Here is a 19,422-nt window from a genome sequence, read left to right on the forward strand (position 1 = left end):
CCCGCCCGGGGGGCGCCCCCCCGGCCCCCCCCACCCCCCCCGCCAAAACGCCGAGGAGCTCGGCGCGCTGGGGCAACGGGGCATGACTCCCGCCCAACCGATCCGGGGGGCCCCCGGGGGGGCCCGCCGAGCTGATCGAGGCGGATGACGAGTTGGGCAGGCTGGCCCCGGGCTATCTGGCCGACATCATCGCCGTTCCCGGAGACCCGTTTGACGACATCGCCGCGACCCTTGACGTCCGCTTTGTCATGAAGAACGGGCAGATCTACAAAGCCCCAGCGGCGTGATGGAGGCGGGCATGGAACTCACCGACAACATCCTGTGGCTGCTCAAGCAGGCCTTCTATTACTCGCTGACCACCATCAACGAGGCGATGCGCGAACACGGCGTGAGCACCGCCCAGATCGGCGTGCTGCGCCAACTGGCCAACGAACCCGGCCTGTCCGGCGCCGAATTGGCGCGGCGCCTGCTGATCAGCCCGCAAGGCGTGCAGCTGGCACTCACCGCCCTGGAACGTCGCGGCCTGGTGGAGAGAAAACAGGACCCCCAGCACGCGCGCATCCTGCGGGCCTATTTGACCGGGGAGGGCCGCACGGTCGCCGAAACGGTGGTCAATGACGCGATCGCCGCGCACCAGGAGGTGTTCGGTGTGCTGAACGAGCAAGAGCAGCGGACCTTGCGGGAACTGCTGGGCCGCGTGGTCGAAAAGGGCACCGGTCATGAGCTGTTCAACGATCACGTCGATGGCTGACGCCGCCAGCAGCGGCGTGACCTGGGGCAGCGTCGTGCGGCCCCATTATCTAGTACTTGAGACTAATCGCAAGTAGTTGATACTCTGGCCGGGATGGGTGAAAAGCACGTGACTGCGAACGTTGGTACGGCGGCGGTGGCCGACGCCGGCTTAGGCGGTCTCGACGTCGCTGCCCTGCCGGATGGCTTTGTGCCACTGCGGATCAAGCGCGTGATCCCCGAAACCCGTGACGCCGTGTCGATCGTTCTCGATGTTCCACCGGGCAGCGTGGAACGGTTCGATTACCAAGCCGGACAGTTTCTGACGCTGCTGGTCAGCATCGACGGCAGCGAGCACCGGCGGTGCTACTCGATGTCGTCCGCACCCGGTCTGGGCGAGGACCTGCAGATCACCGTCAAACGCGACCGCGACGGCCTGGTGTCGAATTGGCTCAACGACAGAGCCGCGCCCGGCGACCAGCTGCCCGCCCTGCCGCCGCAGGGCCGCTTCGTGCTGCACAACACCGATCGAGAGCTGATCGCCTTCGCCGGCGGAAGCGGTATCACGCCGGTCTTTTCGCTGCTGCACACCGCGCTGGCGTCCGGCAAACGCACCGCGCGACTGTTCTACGCCAACCGAAGCCGTGAGGCGGTGATCTTCGACGAGGCATTGGCGTCGCTCAACACGCGGCACGCCGATCGCTTCGTCCTGCACCACCATCTCGACGACAGCAGCGGCTTCGTCACCCCGGCGGACGTCGAGGCGTTCGTCCGCGATGCCGGCGACGCCGAGGTCTACATCTGCGGGCCCAACGAATTCATGGAGACCGTGCGTACCGCCCTGTCCGCGACGGGTATGCCGGCCGATCGCCTGCATGTGGAGCACTTCGACGTGAACGACATCGCCGCGGCGGCGCCGCCGGACACCGATGTGGTGACCGACGAGGTCACCGTCGTGCTGGACGGGGTCACGACCACGGCGTCCTACGATCCGGGCAACACGTTGCTGCAGACGGCCCGGATGGCCGGCCTGCGGGCCCCGTCGTCGTGTGAGATCGGTTCGTGCGGAACGTGTATGGCGCGCCTGACACAGGGCAGTGCCCGGATGATCAACAACGACGCGCTCGAGCCGGATGAGGTGGAGGAGGGCTGGGTGCTCACGTGTCAGGCCCTGCCCACCAGTCCCACGGTGCGGGTGGTCTACGAGTGAGCGAAAAGGCGGTCGATGGTGGAGTTGAGTCGATGACCAGGGTGGCGGTGGTGACCGGCGGCGCCTCGGGTATGGGCGAGGCGACCTGCCATGAATTGGGCCGGCGCGGACTCAAAGTCGCGGTCCTCGATGTCAATGAGCATGCCGCGCAACGTGTCACCGATGATCTGCGCGCCAACGGTGTGACCGCGCTCGGGGCGCGCGCGGACGTCACCGATCGGGCCGCGGTGGAGCAGGCCTTCGCGAAGGTGCGTAGCGAACTGGGCCCGGTGACGGTCCTGGTGACCAGCGCCGGCATGTTCGACTTCTCGCCATTCTTGGAGATCAGCGCCGAAACCTGGTCGCGCATCATCGACGTCAATCTCACCGGCACCTTTCACTGCTGTCAGGTCGCGTTGCCGGACATGGTGGAGGCGAATTGGGGGAGGATCGTGATGATCTCGTCGTCGAGTGCCCAGCGCGGCTCGCCGTTCGCCGCCCACTACGCGGCGTCCAAGGGTGGGGTCATCACCTTGACCAAGTCGCTGGCCCGCGAATACGCGCCGCACGGGATCACGGTGAACAACATTCCGCCCTCGGGCATCGAGACACCGATGCAGCACCAGGGCCAGGCCGCCGGGTACCTGCCGTCCAACGAGCAGATCGCCAGCAATATCCCGTTGGGCTACCTCGGCAGCGGGGCCGACATCGCCGCGGCCGTGGGGTTTTTATGTTCGGAAGAAGCCAGGTACATCACCGGCCAGGTGTTGGGTGTCAACGGCGGAGCGGTGATGTGATTGTGAGGATTCGATGACCAGAGCAGGCAGGCCCCCGGAGGGCTCCTGGACCGAGCACTATCCCGAATTGGGAACCGGCCCCGTGTCTTTCAAGGACTCGACGTCGCGGGAATTCTACGAACTCGAGCGCGAGGCGATCTTCAAACGGGCGTGGCTGAACGTCGCACGCGTGGAGGAGTTGCCGCGCGTCGGCAGCTACCTGACCAAGGAGATCGAGGTCGTCGGCGTCTCGGTGATTCTGGTCAAGGGCAAGGACGAGCAGATCCGCGCGTTCTACAACGTGTGCCGGCACCGCGGAAACAAGCTGGTGTGGAACGACTTTCCCGGCGAGGAGACCCGCGGTACGTGCCGGCAGTTCACCTGCAAATACCACGGCTGGCGCTACGACCTGCAGGGCGCGCTGAAATTCGTCCAGCAGGAGTCGGAGTTCTTCGACCTCGATCCCGCGCAGTACGGGTTGCGTCCGGTGCACTGCGACGTGTGGAACGGCTTCGTCTTCATCAACCTCGACACCGAACCGCGCCAGAGCCTGCGTGAGTTTCTCGGCCCGATGATCACCGCCCTCGACGACTATCCGTTCGGCAAGCTGACCGAACGCTACGAGTGGGTGGCCCACAACAACAGCAATTGGAAGATCTTCGCCGACGCCTTCCAGGAGTACTACCACGTGCCCTCGCTGCACTCACAGCAAGTGCCCTCCGAGGTGCGCGACCCCAACGCCGGATTCACTTGCGGGCATTTCCAACTCGACGGGCCGCACCGATTGGTCTCCACGGCCGGGCGCCGCCGCTGGCTGCTGCCACCGGAATACATGTACCCGATCGAGCGGGCCACCCGCAGCGGGTTGGTGGGACCGTGGCGAACCCCCGACATCGGCGAACTGCCGGCTGGCCTCAATCCGGGAGGGATCGAGCCGTGGGGCATCAGCAATTTCCAGATCTTCCCGAACATCGAGATCCTGATCTATGGCGGCTGGTATCTGCTGTACCGGTACTGGCCCACCTCGCACAACACGCATCGGTTCGAGGCGTACACCTACTTTCATCCGGCGCGCACCGTGCGGGAGCGTATCGAGCACGAAGTCGCCTCGGTGGTGCTGAAAGAGTTTGCGCTGCAAGACGCCGGGATGCTCGGCGGGACGCAGGCGGCGCTGGAATACGGCATCGTCGACGAGTTCCCCCTCAACGACCAGGAGATCCTGGTGCGCCATCTGCACAAGGTCGCCGCGGACTGGGTCGAAGCCTACCGCCGCGAGCGGGATTCGGTGGGGGTGTGACCATGACTCCCATGCTGCCCAGCGCCTTCGCCGAGCTGGAGGACTACGCCCAAACCTGGTGCCTGGAAACAGAAACCGAGCGCTGGAACGCCCGGATTAACGCGTCGATGCCGGAACTGCGCGACTTCTACGATGCGTTCTTTCCCCGCCTCGAAGAGGCGATCGACTACTGCGACAAGTTTCCCCTCGACAATGTGCCCGACGACGCACTGAACCTGCTGCACTTGATCTATTCGCTGATCATGGTCGCCATGGCGGTGGAGATCATGCACCAACCCGCTCCGGTCGACGCCGCCGACGCGGTCATGATCCGCACCGGCGGACCGGTGCCCTGACGAAAGGAGCGACCATGAGTCTGCTCACCATCACCAAACTCACCGACTCCGTCGGTGCCGAAGTCGCGGGCCTGGAGCCGGCCGCACTGGCAAGCGACGACTCGGTTGGTGAGGCGGTGCTGGATGCGTTGGAAGACAACGGAGTTCTGGTCTTTCGGGGCCTGCAGCTCGACCCGGCCGCCCAGGTCGGCTTCTGCCGTCGCCTCGGCGAGATCGACCACTCGTCTGACGGCCACCATCCGGTGGCCGGCATCTACCCGATCACGCTGGACAAGTCGAAGAACGCCTCGGCCGCCTACCTGAAGGCCACCTTCGACTGGCACATCGACGGTTGCACACCGCTGGGCGACGAATGCCCGCAGAAGGCCACCGTGTTGTCGGCGGTACGGGTCGCGGAATGGGGCGGCGAAACCGAATTCGCCAACTCGTACGCCGCCTACGACGCCCTGAGCGACGAGGAGAAGGAGCGGTTCGGCACCCTGCGTGTGGTGCACTCGCTGGAAGCCTCCCAGCGCCGCGTCTACCCCGACCCGTCGCCGGAACTGGTGCAGCGCTGGCGATCTCGCCGCACCCACGAACATCCGTTGGTGTGGACACACCGCACCGGCCGCAAGTCGCTGGTGCTGGGCGCCTCGGCGGACTACGTCGTCGGCATGGATCTCGATGAGGGACGCGCCCTGCTGGACAGCCTGCTGGAGCGCGCCACGGTGCCCGAGAAGGTCTACAGCCACAGCTGGTCGATCGGCGACACCGTCATCTGGGACAACCGCGGGGTGCTGCACCGCGCGGCCCCGTACGACCCGGATTCACAGCGCGAGATGCTGCGCACCACCGTGCTCGGCGACGAACCGATCCAGTGATGACGCCGGCCGACCAGCATCCGCTGCGCCTGACACCGTTGCCCGCCGACGAGTGGGACGAGAGCGCCCGTGCGGCGCTGGCGTCGCTGATCCCGGCCGAGCGGGCGAATCCCGTTGGTGCGGGCAATGTCTTGTCGACCATGGTCCGCCACCCCGACCTGACCGCGGCCTACCTACCGTTCAACGCCTACCTGCTCATGCGATCGACCCTGTCGCCCCGGGTGCGCGAAGTCGCGTTGCTGCGGGTGGTGCACCGCAGCAATTGCGGCTACCTGTGGTCGCACCACATTCCGATCGCTCTGCGTGCCGGCCTGACCGAATCCGAGATCGATGACATCCGCTCCGGCCGCTGCGCCGACCCGACCGATCAGGCCGTGGTCCGGGCGGTCGACGATCTCACCGGTGACAGCACCATCAGCAAAGCGACCTGGGATTTACTGGGCGAGCTGTTCACGCAGCAACAGTGCATGGATCTGACGTTCACCATCGGCGGCTACCTCCTGCTGGCGCTGGCCGTGAACACGTTCGGGATCCAGGAAGAGCACGAATAGGAGCGCCGTTTGGGCGCGCGGCCAGCGCCCGGGTGTTCAACCCAATATGTGAGTCTCAAAAGCGCTAGTCCTCGCGAGACAGGGCGGCGCGCGGGCACTCGGCGATGGCCTGCTCGACCAGCGCCTCCTGTTCGACGGGGACCGGATCCGCGATGACCACCGCATAGTCGTCATCGTCGAGCTGGAAAACATTCGGCGCGATGTTCACGCAGTAGGCGTTGCCTTCACACCGATCAAGGTTCACTACCGGCCGCATGAAGATCCTCCTCTGATCTCGTACGGGATTTTCACAAGTGAGGCTTGTGTAAATCCTAGTACGCCGCTTCTCAGTGACCTCTCAGTGGCGCGGTCTTACGCTGAGATACTGGGTCCGGGAGGTCGATGATGAAGATCGCATCCGTCATCGCGCGCCAACTGCTGGACTGTAAAGCCCGGCCCCTGCTCGAGGTCGAAATCACCACCGATAGCGGCGTTGTCGGCCGCGGTGCGTCGCCGACCGGCAGTTCGGTGGGTTCACATGAGGCGTTCGTGCTGCGGGACGGCGATCGAACCCACTACAACGGGCTGAGCGTGCACCACGCCATCGCCGCGGTGACCGACGAAATCGCCCCTGCCCTGATCGGCGCGGAGCTCGACGATCCGCGGTCACTGGACCGGATCATGATCGATCTCGACGGCACGCCGGACAAGCGCCGGCTCGGCGGCAACGCGATCTACTCCACGTCGATCGCGCTGCTGCGGGCGGCCGCCGCCGCGGCCGGCGCACCCACCTACATCTATGTCGGCGCACTGCTCGGGCTTGAGCCGCCGACCACCGTCCCGGTGCCCAGCTTCAACATGATCAACGGGGGTCACTACGGCGATGTCTGCCAGACGTTCAGTGAGTTCCTTGTCGTGCCCTATCGCGCGGACTCGATCGAATCCGCGGTCGAAAAGGGGGTGAGCCTGTTCGAGACGCTCGGCGAGGTGCTCACCGAGCGGATCGGTCGCGCACCGATGCTGGCGTCGTCGTATGGATACATAGCGCCGTCCGGCGACCCGCGCGTCGTCCTGGAGGTGCTGACCGAGGCCGTCGAGCGCGCCGGCTGCGCCGACATCATGGCGTTCGCCCTGGACTGCGCGTCCAGTGAGGTGTACGACAGCGACTCTGCGACATACGCATTCAACGGCGAACGGGTGACGGCGGAGGCTTTGATCGACTATGCCCGGGGGCTGTCGCAGGAGTTCCCGATGCTGTTCATCGAAGATCTGCTGGACGGGGATGACTGGCCCGGGTTCGCCAAAGCGGTGCAGGCGGTGCACCGTTCGATCATTCTCGGCGACGACCTGATCGTCACCAACCGCGCCCGCTTGCAGCGGGCCGTCGAGACGTCCGCCGTGGACGGTTTCATCCTGAAGCCCAACCAGGTCGGAACCATCGCCGAAGCCCTGGACTGCTTCGAATATGCCACGCGGAACGATGTTTTGGCGATCCCGTCGGGCCGCTCGGGTGGCGTCATCGACGACGTGGTGATGGACCTGGCGGTGGGCCTGGCGGCGCCGTTTCAGAAGAACGGCGCACCGCGGTCGGGCGAGCGCATCGCGAAACTCAATTTTCTGCTGCGCGCCGCCGAAGGCATCCCGGACTGTGCGCTGGCCGACGTCGCGGCACTGGCGCGGTTCTGAGCCCGTTGCGGTCAGCGGGCGGCGAACAACGCGAGCTCGGCCGCCACGGCGGCCCCGCACACCGCCAGCACGATGGAAAGAGTCAGCCAGTCGGCCGGTTTCGGTCGCGACGGGGCGGCCGAGATCTGGCCGGTGCCACCGCGGGCGGTGATGGCATCGCCCATCTCGTCGGCGCGGCGCAGTGTCACCGTGATGACCGCAACGACCACGTCGATCACGTCTGCCGCCGGGCGGCGCAGCCTGGCCCAGCGGGTTTGCGGTGGCCGCTTGGGCCGCAACCGGCGCGCGGCGAAGAGCACCCTGAATTCGTCGATCAGCATCGGGAAGGTGCGCAGCGCGAGCGCCAACGCGACCGACCAGTCGTCGACGGGGATCCGCAGCGGCCGCAGGAAGCGGCCCAAAGTGGCGACCGCCGGGGCGACCTGCGCGACATTGGTCGTCCACGACACCAGAGCGCCCAGGGCGAGCAACACCACCGACAGCGCGGTGAGGCGCAGAAAGTCCAGCAGGCCACCGAAGCCCAGCGACACCGTGCCCAGGTGGACCCTCGGGCTCCCGCCGGCGAACGCCGCGTTGATGCCGACGATCACCAGCACGATCCACAGCCAGCGCGGCACCGACGGCAGCACGCCCCGGGGGATGCGCGCGAGCCGTATTCCCGTCACCGCCAGCGCGCCGGTGAGCCCGATCGCCACCCAGCCCGGGAAGAACGTCAACAGCAGCGAAAAGCCAAACACCACAAGCAGTTTGGTGCCTGCCCACAGCTCGTGTATCGGTGAGGTGCCCGGCACCGGCCGCAGCAGCACGACGGGGCGCCGGCGACCGGGCGCCCGCTTGGCCGGGGCGGCGGTAGCCACCGTATTGTCCTGGGCCGCAGCCGTTGCCGGCTGCAGTGAACCGTCATGCAGGTGCAGGGTGCGCGGACACAGCTCCTGAAGCCCGGCGAAGTCATGCGAAATGACCACCACGGTCAGGCCGGTGTCGCGGCGCCGCTCGGTCAGCAACTGGACGAGGCCGCGCTGACTGGCGGCATCCAGCCCCGCCAGCGGCTCGTCGAGGATCAACACCCGTGGCGATCGCGCCAGCAGCCCGGCCAGCACCACGCGACGCATCTGGCCACCGCTGAGCTGGTCGATGCGCCGCTTCGCCAGCCCGGCATCCAGGCCGACGGCGGCCAGGGCCGCGGTCACCCGGGCGTGATCGGCGGACGAAAACCCGGCCGCCGAAGCCACTTCCAGATCGACCCGGCTGCGCATCAACTGCAGCCGCGCCGCCTGGAACTGCAACGCGACCGCACCCACCTGGTCGACGGTCGGGCGTCCGTCGAGCAGGCAGGCGCCGGTGGCCGGCGCGGTCAATCCGGCCATGATCCACGCCAGCGTCGACTTGCCGGAACCATTTCCACCATGGATCAGCAGCCCGTCACCCTGGTGCACCGCGAAGCTGACATCGCGCAGCGCGGTCTGAGCCCACGGCGTGCCGCCGGCGTATTCGTGTCCGACGTGGACGAGTTCGAGCACCGGCGCGCCGGAGGCGAGATCGGTCGTCACCGTCGGTGCCGGGGCGGTCGCGCTCTGCACCAGATCGGTGTCGACCGATGCGTCGCCGAGTTTGATTGCGCGGTCGGCGTATTCGGCCTCGTCGTTGTAATGGGTGATGTGCACCAGCGCGGTTTGGTGGCGCTCGGTCAGGCCGGACAGCACGGTGAGCAGTTTCTCGCGGCCCTGCCGATCGACCATGCTGGTGACCTCGTCGGCGATCAGCAGCGCCGGCTCGCGCGCCAGCGCCGCGGCCACGGCCAGGCGCTGCAGCTCTCCGCCGGACAGACTGCCGGTGTCGCGGTCGGCCAGTGCGGCCAAACCGACCTCGCCGAGTAGCCGGGGGATGTCGGTGGACTTGCCGGGTGGCAGTCCCCAGACCACGTCGTCGGCGACCCGCGTGCCCAGCACCTGGCTCTCCGGGTGCTGCATGATGACCGCGGTGCCCCCGAGTTCGCCTAGCCCGACCGCCCCGGGACGGTCTACGGTGCCCGACGTCGGTTCGCGGCCGGCCAGGATCAACATCAGCGTCGTCTTCCCCGAGCCGTTGGCGCCGGTGACCGCGATATGTTCGCCCGTTCGCACGTCCAGGTCGACCGCACGCAGCGCGTCGTGGTCGGCGTGCGGGTAGCGCAGGCGCACCTGGTCCAGGCGTACCGGGACGGGCCGGATCGGTCCGTCGCCGGCGGGCGGGTCCAGCTTGTGCACGTCGGGAATGCCGCGGAGTCGCTCCAGCACCCGGGACAGCGCCCACCAGCCGACCAGGGAGGCGCCCACGATGGCGAAGATGGCGTACCCGAGGACCAGCCACTGCCAGTAATGCAAGGCCTCGGCGAAGAACGCCTTGAACCCTTGCGCGGCCGGACGCAGCTGCGGCACCCGCGACACAACCGTCGTGGCGCCGTCCACGGTGGCGCTGGCGGCGTGGAAGGCGAGCTGCCTGAACCGGGTCAGGACGGTCAGCGCGACGACCATCCCGGCGCCGACGACGGCGCCCGCGCCGACGGACACCACGATGACGGTGGGCGTGCCGCGGCGGTGCCGCTTGACGGTTCCGGCCAGGCCCCCGACATAGGCACAGAGCCCGATCGCACCCAGACCGCTCAGGCCGACCACCAGGAAGCCGATCACGCCGGCGGCGACCGTCGCGGTGATCAGAACGCGGATCCGGTAGCGATAGGCCAGCAGCCCGGTCGGCACGCTGCCGAGCAGGCCCAGCCCCCCGCCGTGCGGAAGGACGACCGCGATGATGGCGATCGCCGCGCACAGGGCGCCCATCACCGCTGCCTGCGCCAGTTCGCCGGGTCGTAGCGATCCGGCGCGCGTTTTCGCCGTTGCAGCGCCGGGTGCCTTCACGACACGATTATGCCGTCGTCGGCGGTGCGCCCGGTGGCTCTCTCATCAGATCTTCAGGTAGCCCTTGTCGGCGGGAATTTGCGCGGCCGTCACCAGTGAGGACGCGTCGCTGGCAAGCCACAACACAATGTCCGAGACCAGGTTCGGGTCGGCGAGCGAGTCGGTGGGTAACGCGCCGGGGGAGAAGCTGTGAATGTAGGTCTGGTTGTCGGCGAACAGCTGCCACATCGAGGGGTCGTTGCCCATCGGGGTGTCGGTGCCGTACGGGTGTACCGAGTTCACCCGGATGCCGTATCCGCCGAGTTCGACCGCCAGCGAGTTCGTCAGCCCGACCACACCGAACTTGCTGGCGCAGTAATGACCGCAACCCGGCACGGCCTTCACGCCCGCGGCCGAGCTGATGGTGATGATCGAGCCGCCGTTGCCCGCCTGAATCATCGCGGGCACAGTGGCTTTGATGGTGTGCCAGACGCCGGTCAGATTGGTGTCGAGGACGTCCTGCCATTGCTGAGCCGAAATCTCCCAGAGGCGGCCCCAATTCAGCACGCCGGCGTTGGCGACGACGACGTCGAGGCGGCCGAACTGAGTGATCGCCTCGTCGACGATCCGCTGCTGCCCGGCGGCGTCGCGGACGTCGACCTGCGCGGCCAGCATCTTGCGGCCTTCGCTTTCCACCAGGCTCGTCGTTTCGGCCAGGTCCTCCGGCGTCGATGCCGGGTAGCCGTTGTTCGCCGCCACTGGGCCGCAGGCGTCGATGGCGACGATGTCGGCTCCGGCCCGGGCCAGCCGCACGCAATGCGAACGGCCCTGACCGCGTGCGGCACCGGTGACGAACGCGACCCGGCCGGCCAGGGGTTTGTCGTTGTCGCTCATGAGATTCGGGCCTTTCGCTAACGCTGCGGCAGCGGACGGGTACGCACCAGCGTGGGCCACCAGAACCACGGCCCAAGGATTCGCAGTATGCACGGCACGACAAACGAACGCACGATCATCGTGTCGAGCAGCAGGCCGATGCACACCGTCGAACCCACCTGACCGACGGTGCGCAGATCACTGGTCAGCATCGCCAGCATGGTGAACGCGAACACCAAACCCGCGGACGTCACTACGCCACCGGTGCTACCCAGCGCGCGGATCAGGCCGGTATGGATTCCGGCGTGCAGCTCCTCCTTGACCCGAAGGATCAACAGCAGGTTGTAGTCCGAACCCACGGCCACCAGGATGATGAACGTCAGCGGCAATACCAACCAGTGCAACGGCAGGCCGATGAGGTGTTGCCAGACGAGGATGGAGAGCCCGAACGCCCCGGCGTAGGAGAAGGCGACGGTGCCGGGGATGACGACGGCTGCTATCAGACTTCTGGTGAGGAACAACATGATCAAGAAGATCAGCACGAAGGCGGCGATCGCCACGATAAGCAGATCGGACGCCGCGTATTGCTTGATGTCCTTGTTGGTCGATCCCGAACCGCCGATATAAACCTTCGAGCCGGCCAGCGAGGTCTCCTTGAGCGCCACGGTGATGGCTGTGGGGAACTGTTCTACGTGCTGCACGCCTTCCGGGCCGTTGGCGTCCCCCTCATGGGTGATGATGAGCCGGGCCGCCTTGCCATCGGGCGACATCAGCAGCTGCATACCGGTTTTGACGTCGTCGTTGTCGAAACCCTCGTGCGGGATGTAAAAGAAGTCATCGCTGCGGGATCGATCGAAGTCGAGGCCCACATTGATCTGGTCGTCGAACGTCTGGTCGGTCTGGGTGGACTGCAGAGAAGACTGGCCGTAGCTGCTGACCAAAAGTGAGGCCAAAGCGTCCGAGTCGTCGGCAGTGAGTTTGAGCTGAGCGATGATCTGCGGGAAAGCCTTGTCCACCTCCACGAGGGAGACCCTGGCGAACTTGATGTCTTCGGCCAAGTGGTCGATGTGGTCGATCGTGTCCCACAACGATCTGAACGCCCAGCAGATGGGGATGTCGAAACAGTGCTTCTCCCAATAGAAGTAGCTCTTGACCGGGCGGAAGAAATCGTCCAGGTTGGAGACTTCCTCGTTCATCTCGTTGCTGACACGTTCCAGGTCCTCAACGGTGAGCACCGTCTGGTGCAATTCGTCGGACACCTTCTGGAAGAACCCGATCTCTTTGCGCAAGACCGCGACCGTGTGCTGCGTAATCTGTGCCTGCTCGTTCGTATTTGCGTTCTGCTGCTTGGTGAACGGGAGCTGTTGACCGCTCCCGCTGCCCTGGGTGGTGAACAAGTACGGGAGTGTGGCGTGTTCCAAGGCTCGGCCCATCGGCCTGGTGATGCTTTGCACCATCGCGACGCCTGGAAGGCGTGCGAGAGCCTTGGCCGCGCGGTCCAATGAGATGAAGTCCGCCGAGTTTCGCATGTCGTGATCCGACTCGATCATCAGCATCTCGGAGAACAGCTTGCTCTTCGGGAAGTGCCGATCGGCCGCCTGGAAACCCAAATTGGCTGGAGAATTGTGCGGCTGGTACTGGCGGTCGTCGTAGTTCTGCCGGTACGTCGGCACGAAGATCGCCCCGAGCAGAACGGCAGCGGCGCTGGCGAAGAGGATCGGCACCGGCCACCGCACCACGCTCGTTCCAAACCGCCGATACAGGTGAGCCTTGGCCTTGCTTCTTGGGTCGAAGAGCCCGAATAGGCTGCCCACGGTCAAGAAGGCCGGGCCCAGTGTCAGCGCCGCCGCGATGGTGAACAGCATGCTGATCGCGACGGCCGGCCCCATGGTGTGGAAGTAGTTGAGGCGCGCGAAAGTCAAGCAGTAGCACGCCCCCGCGATAGTCAGCCCCGAGCCGAGGATGACGGGTGTGACGCTCTTGTACGCGGTGTAGAACGCCTGCTCCCTGCTTTCACCGTCGTGTCGCGCCTCGTGATAGCGGCCCATCAAGAAGATGCCGTAGTCCGTCCCCGCTCCCAGCGTCAGCGCGACGACGATGTTCACGGCGAATGATGAGAGCTCGATGTACCCGAGATGCCCGAGGGTTGCGATAACCCCCTTCGCGACCAGCATCTCGAACAGAACTCCGGCCAGCGGCACAAACAGGGTGACGATGGAGCGGTAGACCAGTAGCAACATCGCGATGATAAGGAAGATCGTCACGATCGTGATGTTGTTCAAGCTCGAATTCGCAATAGCGACAGTGTCTTTGGCGAGCGGGGCCGCGCCGCTGACATAGACCTTGAGCCCGGGCGGCGGCGAGACCTTGGCGACGATATCCCGAACGGCGGTAACGGACTCGTTCGCTTGCATCTGGCCGATATCGCCCGCGAGGCGCAGCAGCACGTACGCACACTTGCCGTCGAGGCTCTGCGCCCCTGCCGCGGTGATCGGCTTCCCCCACAGATCCATGGCGTACTGCACATGCTTGGGGTCTTGCCTGAACCGGCGCATCAGATCGTCGTAGTACCGATGATCCGCGTCGCCCAGCGGCCGGTTGGCTTCGAGCACGATCATGGCCAGGCTGGTCGAATTGGACTCGTGGAACTTCGCGCCGATGGACAGCAACGCCCGCTGCGACGGCGCGTAATGCGGGACCAGCGGCCCCGCCAGCTCTTCGGCGACCCTCTCGACCTGCGGCATGAAGGTGTTCGTCGACACCGCGAGCAGGCCCCAGAAGGCGATGATCGGTATCGCGAAGATGCGGACCATTCTGGGGACGAAGGGTCGCTTCGGCCGCGGCTCCGCCTGGTGCTCGCTCATGCCGATTTCACCAGGCAAAAGACGTGTGCGTCCTGATGGGCATCGGATTGCTCGGCGCGGACAATGCCATTCACCCGCAGCCGGCAGCCGACCTGACCACCATGAACCTGCGCCGAGATGCTGCCGGACACCACGGTCAGCGTGGTCGCCTCCGTATGCGACCACGGCAAGGTCGTGAGATCGACCTGATGTGGATGCCCGTTGATGTCCACCCAGACGAGCATCCCGCCCTCGCCGAGGTTGCCGAACAACTCATACGTGAGCCGTTTGATACTGAACTCCGGAGGTGCTGCCGGCTCATTGACGGTGATGACCGGCGGGGGGTTGGAGAACTCGTGCACCTTCACCATGGCCACCGCGCCCACGCCGACCACAATGACGGCGACCAAAGGCATCCAGATGCGCGCCAAGACAGTCCTGCCGACTGAGCGAGGGCTCACTGGCTCACCGGTCCCATCGTCGTCACGCCCCCGCTCCTGCCGTCAGGTCAAATGCAGATAGTAGACGGTCGTGTGCTCAAGGGACAGTGATGGGGCCAAACACGCCTCGGGTTGCGTCAAGACATTTTCTGCAGTCGGCGCTTCAACCTGGCGCTTCGCAGAATCTGAGTGGTGAGGTTGACCGACGCCAGCATGGGAAACACCCCCAGAAATGTCCGCTCCGACGGCGTCGCACCGTGCAAGTGGTGCAGACTGCCGAACACATAGAAGCAGCCGATCGCGAACAAAGCACCGGGGATGCACAACGCCAGCAACGAGCCACGGTTCGCGAGGAGTTGCTTCGCATAATTCAACTCGTCGTGCGACATCGGTTGGCGTTTACGCACTTTCGTCACAACCGCTTTGGCGCTTCCCACTTCTTCACCCGTGGGGCTGGTCGCCCGATCGCCGAGCCGTTTCACGAATACCGCGGCAACGGAAGCGAACACCAGCACCAGCGCGAGGGCCAATACGGTGAGCAGACCATATAAAGACGTACTCATGTTCCAGTCCTTGCTTCGCCGTGGGACAACGGAAGGCTCGCGGAGAACGCTACCCCAACGATCCGGACGTCAGCGCTTTCCGGAGTCCTGGTCCTTGATCACATCCCGAGCGATCAATACGACCAGGATGATCAGGGCGAGCGGAACCAGCAGCTTGAAGACGATGGACGCGTGGCCGTATAGCAAGCCGTATGCGACGGCTCCGATCACCACCATGACGAGCAGGATGGCGCGATTGATCTTGTCCGTACTCATTGAAGGAACCTAACTTCTCTCGCGTTACGTCAAAACCCGAAGTCGCCGCCACCGCCGGAATCGGACCCGCCGCCGAAGTCCGAACCGCCGCCGAAATCGGCGCCGCTGGAGTCCCAGCCGCCACCGGAGTCCCATCCGCCGCCAAAGCCCACGTCACCGCCGCCCGAGTCCTGATAGCCGCCGGTGAATCCCACGTCGGCCGGCGCGCTGTCATAGCCCGCGGCCTGTCCGCCGTCATAGCTGTAGCTGTTGGCATCGGCGAAGGCGGAGTCGCGGCCGGCCTCGAAACCGCGCTCGTAGCTGCCGCCCCAATGGTCGTCGAGCAGCGCATCCATCAGCAGCACATCGGCCAGCGCCCACGTCCAGCCCGGACCCCAGAACGCGTACGGGTAATAGCCGGGGTAGAAGAACATCCCGTTGTGGTAGCCACCGCCGTAGTAGTACGGGTAGCCGGGCTGCGCCGTGGTGCTGTAGTTGTTGTTGTTGATCGTCACCGATTCGCCGGTGTCGGGGTTCCTGGTGCGCACGGTGGCTTGCTTGCGATCGTGGTCCGGCACGGAAGTCACGGCGGCGACGTCGGGCCTGGATTGCCGGGGGTCGAGCTTGCGGTTGGCCTTGGCGACAGTGGACTCCACCACCCGAAGATGTGCCCGCGCGGAGCCGTAATCGCCTTTGTCATAAGCATTTCGGGCGTCGTACAGGCTGGCGTTGGCTTTCAACGACTCGGCGCTGACATCGGCGCCGCTTTCGGTCAGCACCGCGTTGTCGAGGTCGCTGACACTCGACGTGGCCGCGATCAACTCCTGCTTGATCTCCTCGCGCGCCTCGGAGTTCTTGCGGTGCTTGCGATTTCGTCCCACCGCGAACCAGAGCAGGCCGGCCATGGCCAGCCCGATGCCGACGATGACCAGCGTCACCTTCAGCCAGGCCCAGTCGTCGTGCTTTTCGTGCGCGATGTGAGAGGTGGTCACCGGTCCCCGGGAGGCCGCGTTGACGCTCGCCAGCTTGCCGACGAAGGCGCTCGTCGCGCCGTACGGGTCGTTGCGATGATCCTTCGCCGACTGATTCATGACCTCATCGACGTTGTCCGCGATGGCCTTGGGCACGTTGTAGGCGCGCACGTGGTAGCCGCGAGAGTCGATCACCAGAATGACGCCGCTGAATTCGCCGTTGCGGGCGAGCATGGCGCCATGGACGGCGTCGGCCGTGGTCACGCCGCTCTGTGCGGGCGACACCGCAGCGACCCAGATCGGAGGTTCCGAACTCCACGTCCACGAGCTGGTGAGGATCTGCTGGTTCAGCGTGTCGGGGTTCTGCAGCGGTGGTCTGGCACCCGGGTCGACCACCACATGCGTCTGGGCGTCGAACCTGCTCACCAGCTGGTCTGTGTAGGTGTCGGCCGAGGCGGACGGAGCGAGCAGCAGTGCCAGCACCATGGTCAACGCGGCCAGCGCAAGGCCACGGAAGCGTGAAGTCACATCTCTCCTGCCGTCTCAGCGTGAGCGCCCACCCTAGCCCGTTTCCGGCCGATGCGCCGCTGGAGCGGCCGGCTAACCGCGAGCGCAGTGCCGGATTTGCCCGGTCACCGCTAGATCTTGACCGTCAGTGGCCAGACGTTCCAGATCTCGTCGCAGTATTCGGTGATGGCGCGATCCGACGAGAACTTGCCGCTGCGCGCGGTGTTGAGGATCGACATCTTGGTCCACGATTCCCGGTCCTGCCAGGCCGCGCTGACCCGCTCCTGGCAGTCCAGGTAGGACGCGTAGTCGGCGCACACCAGGAAGGGGTCGTCGTAGCGCAGGTTGTCCACCAGGGGCCGGAACACCTCGGTGTCCCCGCGCGAGAACGTCCCGCCGGCAATGAGATTCAGCACCGCGCGCAGCTCGTCGTTGCCATCGATGTAGTCGGCCGGACGATACCCGTCGGCCTTGACCGCCGCGACCTGCTCCTCCGTCAGGCCGAACAGGAAGAAGTTCTCCGGCCCGACCTCGTCGCGCATCTCGACGTTCGCCCCGTCCAGGGTGCCGATGGTCAGCGCCCCGTTGATCATGAACTTCATGTTCCCGGTGCCGGAGGCTTCCTTGCCCGCGGTAGAGATCTGCTCGGACAGATCGGCGGCCGGATAGATCATGTGGGCGTTCTGCACGTTGAAGTTCGGCACGAATGCCACCTTCAGGAATCGGTTCACCTCTGGGTCCGCGTTCACCGTTTCCCCGACCGCGTTGATCAGCTTGATGATCCGCTTGGCCAGGAAATAACCGGGGGCGGCCTTGCCGCCAAAGATGAAGGCGCGCTGCGGGATCGACAGGCCGGGATTCTGCTTGAGCCGGTGGTAGAGCGCGACGACGTGCAGCACGTTGAGGTGCTGGCGCTTGTATTCGTGGATGCGCTTGACCTGGACGTCGAACATCCAGTCCGGGTTCAGTTCGACGCCGGCGACCGTGTGGATGTATTTGGCCAGGCGTGACTTGTTGTTGCGCTTGATGTCGCGCCACTCGCGCCGGAAGGCGGCGTCGTCGACGAACGGTTCGAGCCCGCGCAGGCGGCCCAGGTCGGTCAGCCAGCCGTCACCGACGGTGCGGTCCAGCAGTTCACGAAGCCCGGGGTTGGCCAGCGCGAGGAAGCGGCGTGGCGTCACACCATTGGTCTTATTGCTGAAGCGTTCCGGCCACATCTCGTAAAAGTCTTTGAGCACACTGCTTTTCAGCAGCTCCGAGTGAAGTGCGGCGACACCGTTGATGGCGTGGCTGCCGACGGTGGCCAGGTGCGCCATCCGGACGTTCTTGCCGCCGTTCTCACCGATCAACGACATCCGGGCGACGCGGTCCTCGTCACCGGGAAAGCGGCTGCGCACCTCATCGAGGAACCGGCGGTTGATCTCGTAAATGATCTCCAGGTGGCGGGGCAACGACTCGGCGAACATCTCCAGCGGCCAGGTCTCGAGCGCCTCGGGCAGCAGGGTGTGGTTGGTATAGCCGAACGTCGCGACGGTGATGTCCCACGCCTCGTCCCAGTCCAATTGGCGCTCGTCGACCAGCAGCCGCATCAGCTCGGCCACCCCGATCGAGGGATGGGTGTCGTTGAGCTGCAAGGCAAACCGCTGCGGTAGTTCCTTGACGGACACGTCGGCGAGGTCGTCCATGATGTGCAGCACGTGTTGCAGCGAGCAGGACACGAAGAAGTATTGCTGCAGCAGGCGCAGCCGCTTGCCGGCCTCGGGCTCGTCATTGGGGTACAGCACCTTGGTGACCGTCTCGGACGTGACCTCGTCCTCGACCGCCTTGTAGTAGTCGCCGGTGTTGAAGGCCTCCAACGCGAATGACTTGACGGCGCGCGCGCTCCACAACGTCAGTACGTTGCAGGTGTTGACGCCGTAGCCCTGGATGGGTGTGTCGTAGGCGGTGCCTTTCAGTAGCCGTCCGGGCACCCAGCGGACCCGGTCGTGGCCGGCCTCATCGATGTAGTGCTCGGCATAGCCGCCCCACTTGACCAGGAAGCTGACGTCGGGTTTGGCGATCTCCCAAGGGTTTCCGTTGTCCAGCCAGTTGTCGGTCTGCTCGACCTGCCAGCCGTCGTGGATTTCCTGATCGAAGATGCCGAATTCGTAGCGGATGCCGTAGCCGATCGCCGGGCGCTCCAAGGTGGCCAGCGAGTCCAGGTAGCACGCGGCGAGCCTGCCCAGGCCCCCGTTGCCCAGCCCGGGTTCCTCCTCGCAGGCCAGGACCGTTTCGAGGTTCTGGCCCATGGCCGCCAGCGCCTCGCGCGCGGCCCGCTCCATCTGAAGGTTCAGCAGGTTGTTGCCCAGTTGCGGGCCCATCAGGAATTCGGCCGACAGATAGCAGGTCACCTTGCGCCCGAGGTCGAGTGAGGTCTGCGTCGAGACCACCCGGCGGTCCTGCATGCGGTCCCGCACCGCGAGAGCGAGCGCGCGGTAGTAGTGCTCCGGGCGCCGGGCCGCCGCGGGACGCCCGATCGAGTAGCGCAGGTGGTCGTTGATCGCCCGCTGCAGCGCCGCCGCGCCCATCCCGGTGCGAGAATGCTCGACCAAGTCGGCCCGGGTGGGGCTGCCGGGGGACAGTCCGTCGGAGGGCGTCTGCTCGACATCGGTCATCGTGGGTCCTACTCGCTAGGGGGTGACGGGCAGCACCGCGTGGCCTACGCAGTGGTGTGCAG

The 19,422-nt window shown here is 65.7% G+C and carries 17 protein-coding genes and 1 pseudogene; 9 read left to right on the forward strand and 9 right to left on the reverse strand.

From position 1 onward, the window contains the following. The 8 genes and pseudogenes from A5732_RS04845 to A5732_RS04880 all read left to right on the forward strand — a co-directional run. Positions 1–287 (forward strand): annotated as a pseudogene (locus tag A5732_RS04845) (amidohydrolase family protein); the annotation flags it as partial. 11 nt (positions 288–298) lie between these two features. Further along, on the forward strand, positions 299–751 hold the full coding sequence (locus tag A5732_RS04850; protein ID WP_065056314.1) for a MarR family winged helix-turn-helix transcriptional regulator: 453 nt from the start codon (positions 299–301) through the stop codon (positions 749–751). Positions 752–844: 93 nt separating this feature from the next. Beyond that, entirely contained in the window at positions 845–1,939 is a 1,095-nt protein-coding gene (locus A5732_RS04855; RefSeq protein ID WP_081395987.1) for a ferredoxin--NADP reductase, read from the forward strand. A gap of 32 nt (positions 1,940–1,971) precedes the next feature. Further along, the gene (locus A5732_RS04860) at positions 1,972–2,715 is read left to right on the forward strand and encodes an SDR family NAD(P)-dependent oxidoreductase (RefSeq protein ID WP_076101075.1); all 744 of its coding nucleotides are present in this window, start codon (positions 1,972–1,974) and stop codon (positions 2,713–2,715) included. A 13-nt stretch (positions 2,716–2,728) separates the two neighbouring features. Continuing rightward, positions 2,729–3,991 carry an aromatic ring-hydroxylating oxygenase subunit alpha gene (locus A5732_RS04865; RefSeq protein ID WP_076101078.1) on the forward strand — a complete coding sequence of 421 codons (1,263 nt, stop codon included), beginning with the start codon at positions 2,729–2,731 and terminating at the stop codon, positions 3,989–3,991. Beyond that, positions 3,988–4,326: a hypothetical protein gene (locus tag A5732_RS04870; RefSeq protein WP_076101081.1), complete on the forward strand. Its 339-nt coding sequence runs from the start codon at positions 3,988–3,990 to the stop codon at positions 4,324–4,326. The genes A5732_RS04865 and A5732_RS04870 overlap by 4 nt, the downstream gene beginning before the upstream one ends. A 14-nt stretch (positions 4,327–4,340) precedes the next feature. After that, entirely contained in the window at positions 4,341–5,186 is an 846-nt protein-coding gene (locus A5732_RS04875; RefSeq protein ID WP_076051510.1) for a TauD/TfdA dioxygenase family protein, read from the forward strand. Next, positions 5,186–5,737, forward strand: coding sequence for a carboxymuconolactone decarboxylase family protein (locus A5732_RS04880; RefSeq protein ID WP_076101083.1), 552 nt, complete (start codon positions 5,186–5,188; stop codon positions 5,735–5,737). The genes A5732_RS04875 and A5732_RS04880 overlap by 1 nt, the downstream gene beginning before the upstream one ends. A 64-nt stretch (positions 5,738–5,801) precedes the next feature. Here the strand turns inward: A5732_RS04880 and A5732_RS04885 are convergent, their stop codons facing one another. After that, positions 5,802–5,993, reverse strand: a complete 192-nt coding sequence (locus A5732_RS04885) for a ferredoxin (protein ID WP_064952222.1) — start codon at positions 5,991–5,993, stop codon at positions 5,802–5,804. Between the two features lie 125 nt (positions 5,994–6,118). On the opposite strand from A5732_RS04885, the gene eno reads away from it, so the two are divergent. Continuing rightward, positions 6,119–7,402, forward strand: a complete 1,284-nt coding sequence (eno, locus tag A5732_RS04890) for a phosphopyruvate hydratase (protein WP_076101086.1) — start codon at positions 6,119–6,121, stop codon at positions 7,400–7,402. An 11-nt stretch (positions 7,403–7,413) separates the two neighbouring features. Here the strand turns inward: eno and A5732_RS27780 are convergent, their stop codons facing one another. From A5732_RS27780 to A5732_RS04930, 8 genes are all read right to left on the reverse strand, one after another. Continuing rightward, complete coding sequence (locus A5732_RS27780; RefSeq protein WP_076101089.1) at positions 7,414–10,296, reverse strand: ATP-binding cassette domain-containing protein; 2,883 nt, start codon at positions 10,294–10,296, stop codon at positions 7,414–7,416. A 45-nt stretch (positions 10,297–10,341) separates the two neighbouring features. Next, a complete protein-coding gene (locus A5732_RS04900; RefSeq protein WP_076101091.1) occupies positions 10,342–11,169 on the reverse strand; it encodes a mycofactocin-coupled SDR family oxidoreductase in 828 nt (275 codons plus the stop codon). Positions 11,170–11,186: 17 nt separating this feature from the next. Beyond that, on the reverse strand, positions 11,187–14,012 hold the full coding sequence (locus tag A5732_RS04905) for an RND family transporter (protein WP_076101094.1): 2,826 nt from the start codon (positions 14,010–14,012) through the stop codon (positions 11,187–11,189). After that, entirely contained in the window at positions 14,009–14,407 is a 399-nt protein-coding gene (locus tag A5732_RS04910; protein ID WP_076051520.1) for an MmpS family transport accessory protein, read from the reverse strand. The genes A5732_RS04905 and A5732_RS04910 overlap by 4 nt, the downstream gene beginning before the upstream one ends. A 161-nt stretch (positions 14,408–14,568) precedes the next feature. Then, the gene (locus A5732_RS04915; RefSeq protein ID WP_076051503.1) at positions 14,569–14,994 is read right to left on the reverse strand and encodes a hypothetical protein; all 426 of its coding nucleotides are present in this window, start codon (positions 14,992–14,994) and stop codon (positions 14,569–14,571) included. Positions 14,995–15,063: 69 nt separating this feature from the next. Beyond that, entirely contained in the window at positions 15,064–15,249 is a 186-nt protein-coding gene (locus tag A5732_RS04920; protein ID WP_076101097.1) for a hypothetical protein, read from the reverse strand. A gap of 29 nt (positions 15,250–15,278) precedes the next feature. Further along, complete coding sequence (locus tag A5732_RS04925; RefSeq protein WP_076101100.1) at positions 15,279–16,727, reverse strand: hypothetical protein; 1,449 nt, start codon at positions 16,725–16,727, stop codon at positions 15,279–15,281. A 110-nt stretch (positions 16,728–16,837) separates the two neighbouring features. Beyond that, positions 16,838–19,273, reverse strand: a complete 2,436-nt coding sequence (locus A5732_RS04930) for a glycogen/starch/alpha-glucan phosphorylase (protein ID WP_076101250.1) — start codon at positions 19,271–19,273, stop codon at positions 16,838–16,840. Between the last annotated feature and the right edge of the window lie 149 nt (positions 19,274–19,422).

Origin of the sequence: Mycobacterium colombiense, from assembly GCF_001953985.1 — a bacterium.
Classification (GTDB): domain Bacteria; phylum Actinomycetota; class Actinomycetes; order Mycobacteriales; family Mycobacteriaceae; genus Mycobacterium; species Mycobacterium colombiense_B.

Bases quoted from the DNA above. Each gene is read 5' to 3' on its own strand.
- A5732_RS04850 (WP_065056314.1), top strand. From the start codon at position 299: ATGGAACTCACCGACAACATCCTGTGGCTGCTCAAGCAGGCCTTCTAT.
- A5732_RS04855 (WP_081395987.1), top strand. From the start codon at position 845: ATGGGTGAAAAGCACGTGACTGCGAACGTTGGTACGGCGGCGGTGGCC.
- A5732_RS04860 (WP_076101075.1), top strand. From the start codon at position 1,972: ATGACCAGGGTGGCGGTGGTGACCGGCGGCGCCTCGGGTATGGGCGAG.
- A5732_RS04865 (WP_076101078.1), top strand. From the start codon at position 2,729: ATGACCAGAGCAGGCAGGCCCCCGGAGGGCTCCTGGACCGAGCACTAT.
- A5732_RS04875 (WP_076051510.1), top strand. From the start codon at position 4,341: ATGAGTCTGCTCACCATCACCAAACTCACCGACTCCGTCGGTGCCGAA.
- A5732_RS04880 (WP_076101083.1), top strand. From the start codon at position 5,186: ATGACGCCGGCCGACCAGCATCCGCTGCGCCTGACACCGTTGCCCGCC.
- A5732_RS04885 (WP_064952222.1), bottom strand. From the start codon at position 5,993: ATGCGGCCGGTAGTGAACCTTGATCGGTGTGAAGGCAACGCCTACTGC.
- eno (WP_076101086.1), top strand. From the start codon at position 6,119: ATGATGAAGATCGCATCCGTCATCGCGCGCCAACTGCTGGACTGTAAA.
- A5732_RS04900 (WP_076101091.1), bottom strand. From the start codon at position 11,169: ATGAGCGACAACGACAAACCCCTGGCCGGCCGGGTCGCGTTCGTCACC.
- A5732_RS04905 (WP_076101094.1), bottom strand. From the start codon at position 14,012: ATGAGCGAGCACCAGGCGGAGCCGCGGCCGAAGCGACCCTTCGTCCCC.
- A5732_RS04910 (WP_076051520.1), bottom strand. From the start codon at position 14,407: ATGCCTTTGGTCGCCGTCATTGTGGTCGGCGTGGGCGCGGTGGCCATG.
- A5732_RS04915 (WP_076051503.1), bottom strand. From the start codon at position 14,994: ATGAGTACGTCTTTATATGGTCTGCTCACCGTATTGGCCCTCGCGCTG.
- A5732_RS04920 (WP_076101097.1), bottom strand. From the start codon at position 15,249: ATGAGTACGGACAAGATCAATCGCGCCATCCTGCTCGTCATGGTGGTG.
- A5732_RS04930 (WP_076101250.1), bottom strand. From the start codon at position 19,273: ATGGGCGCGGCGGCGCTGCAGCGGGCGATCAACGACCACCTGCGCTAC.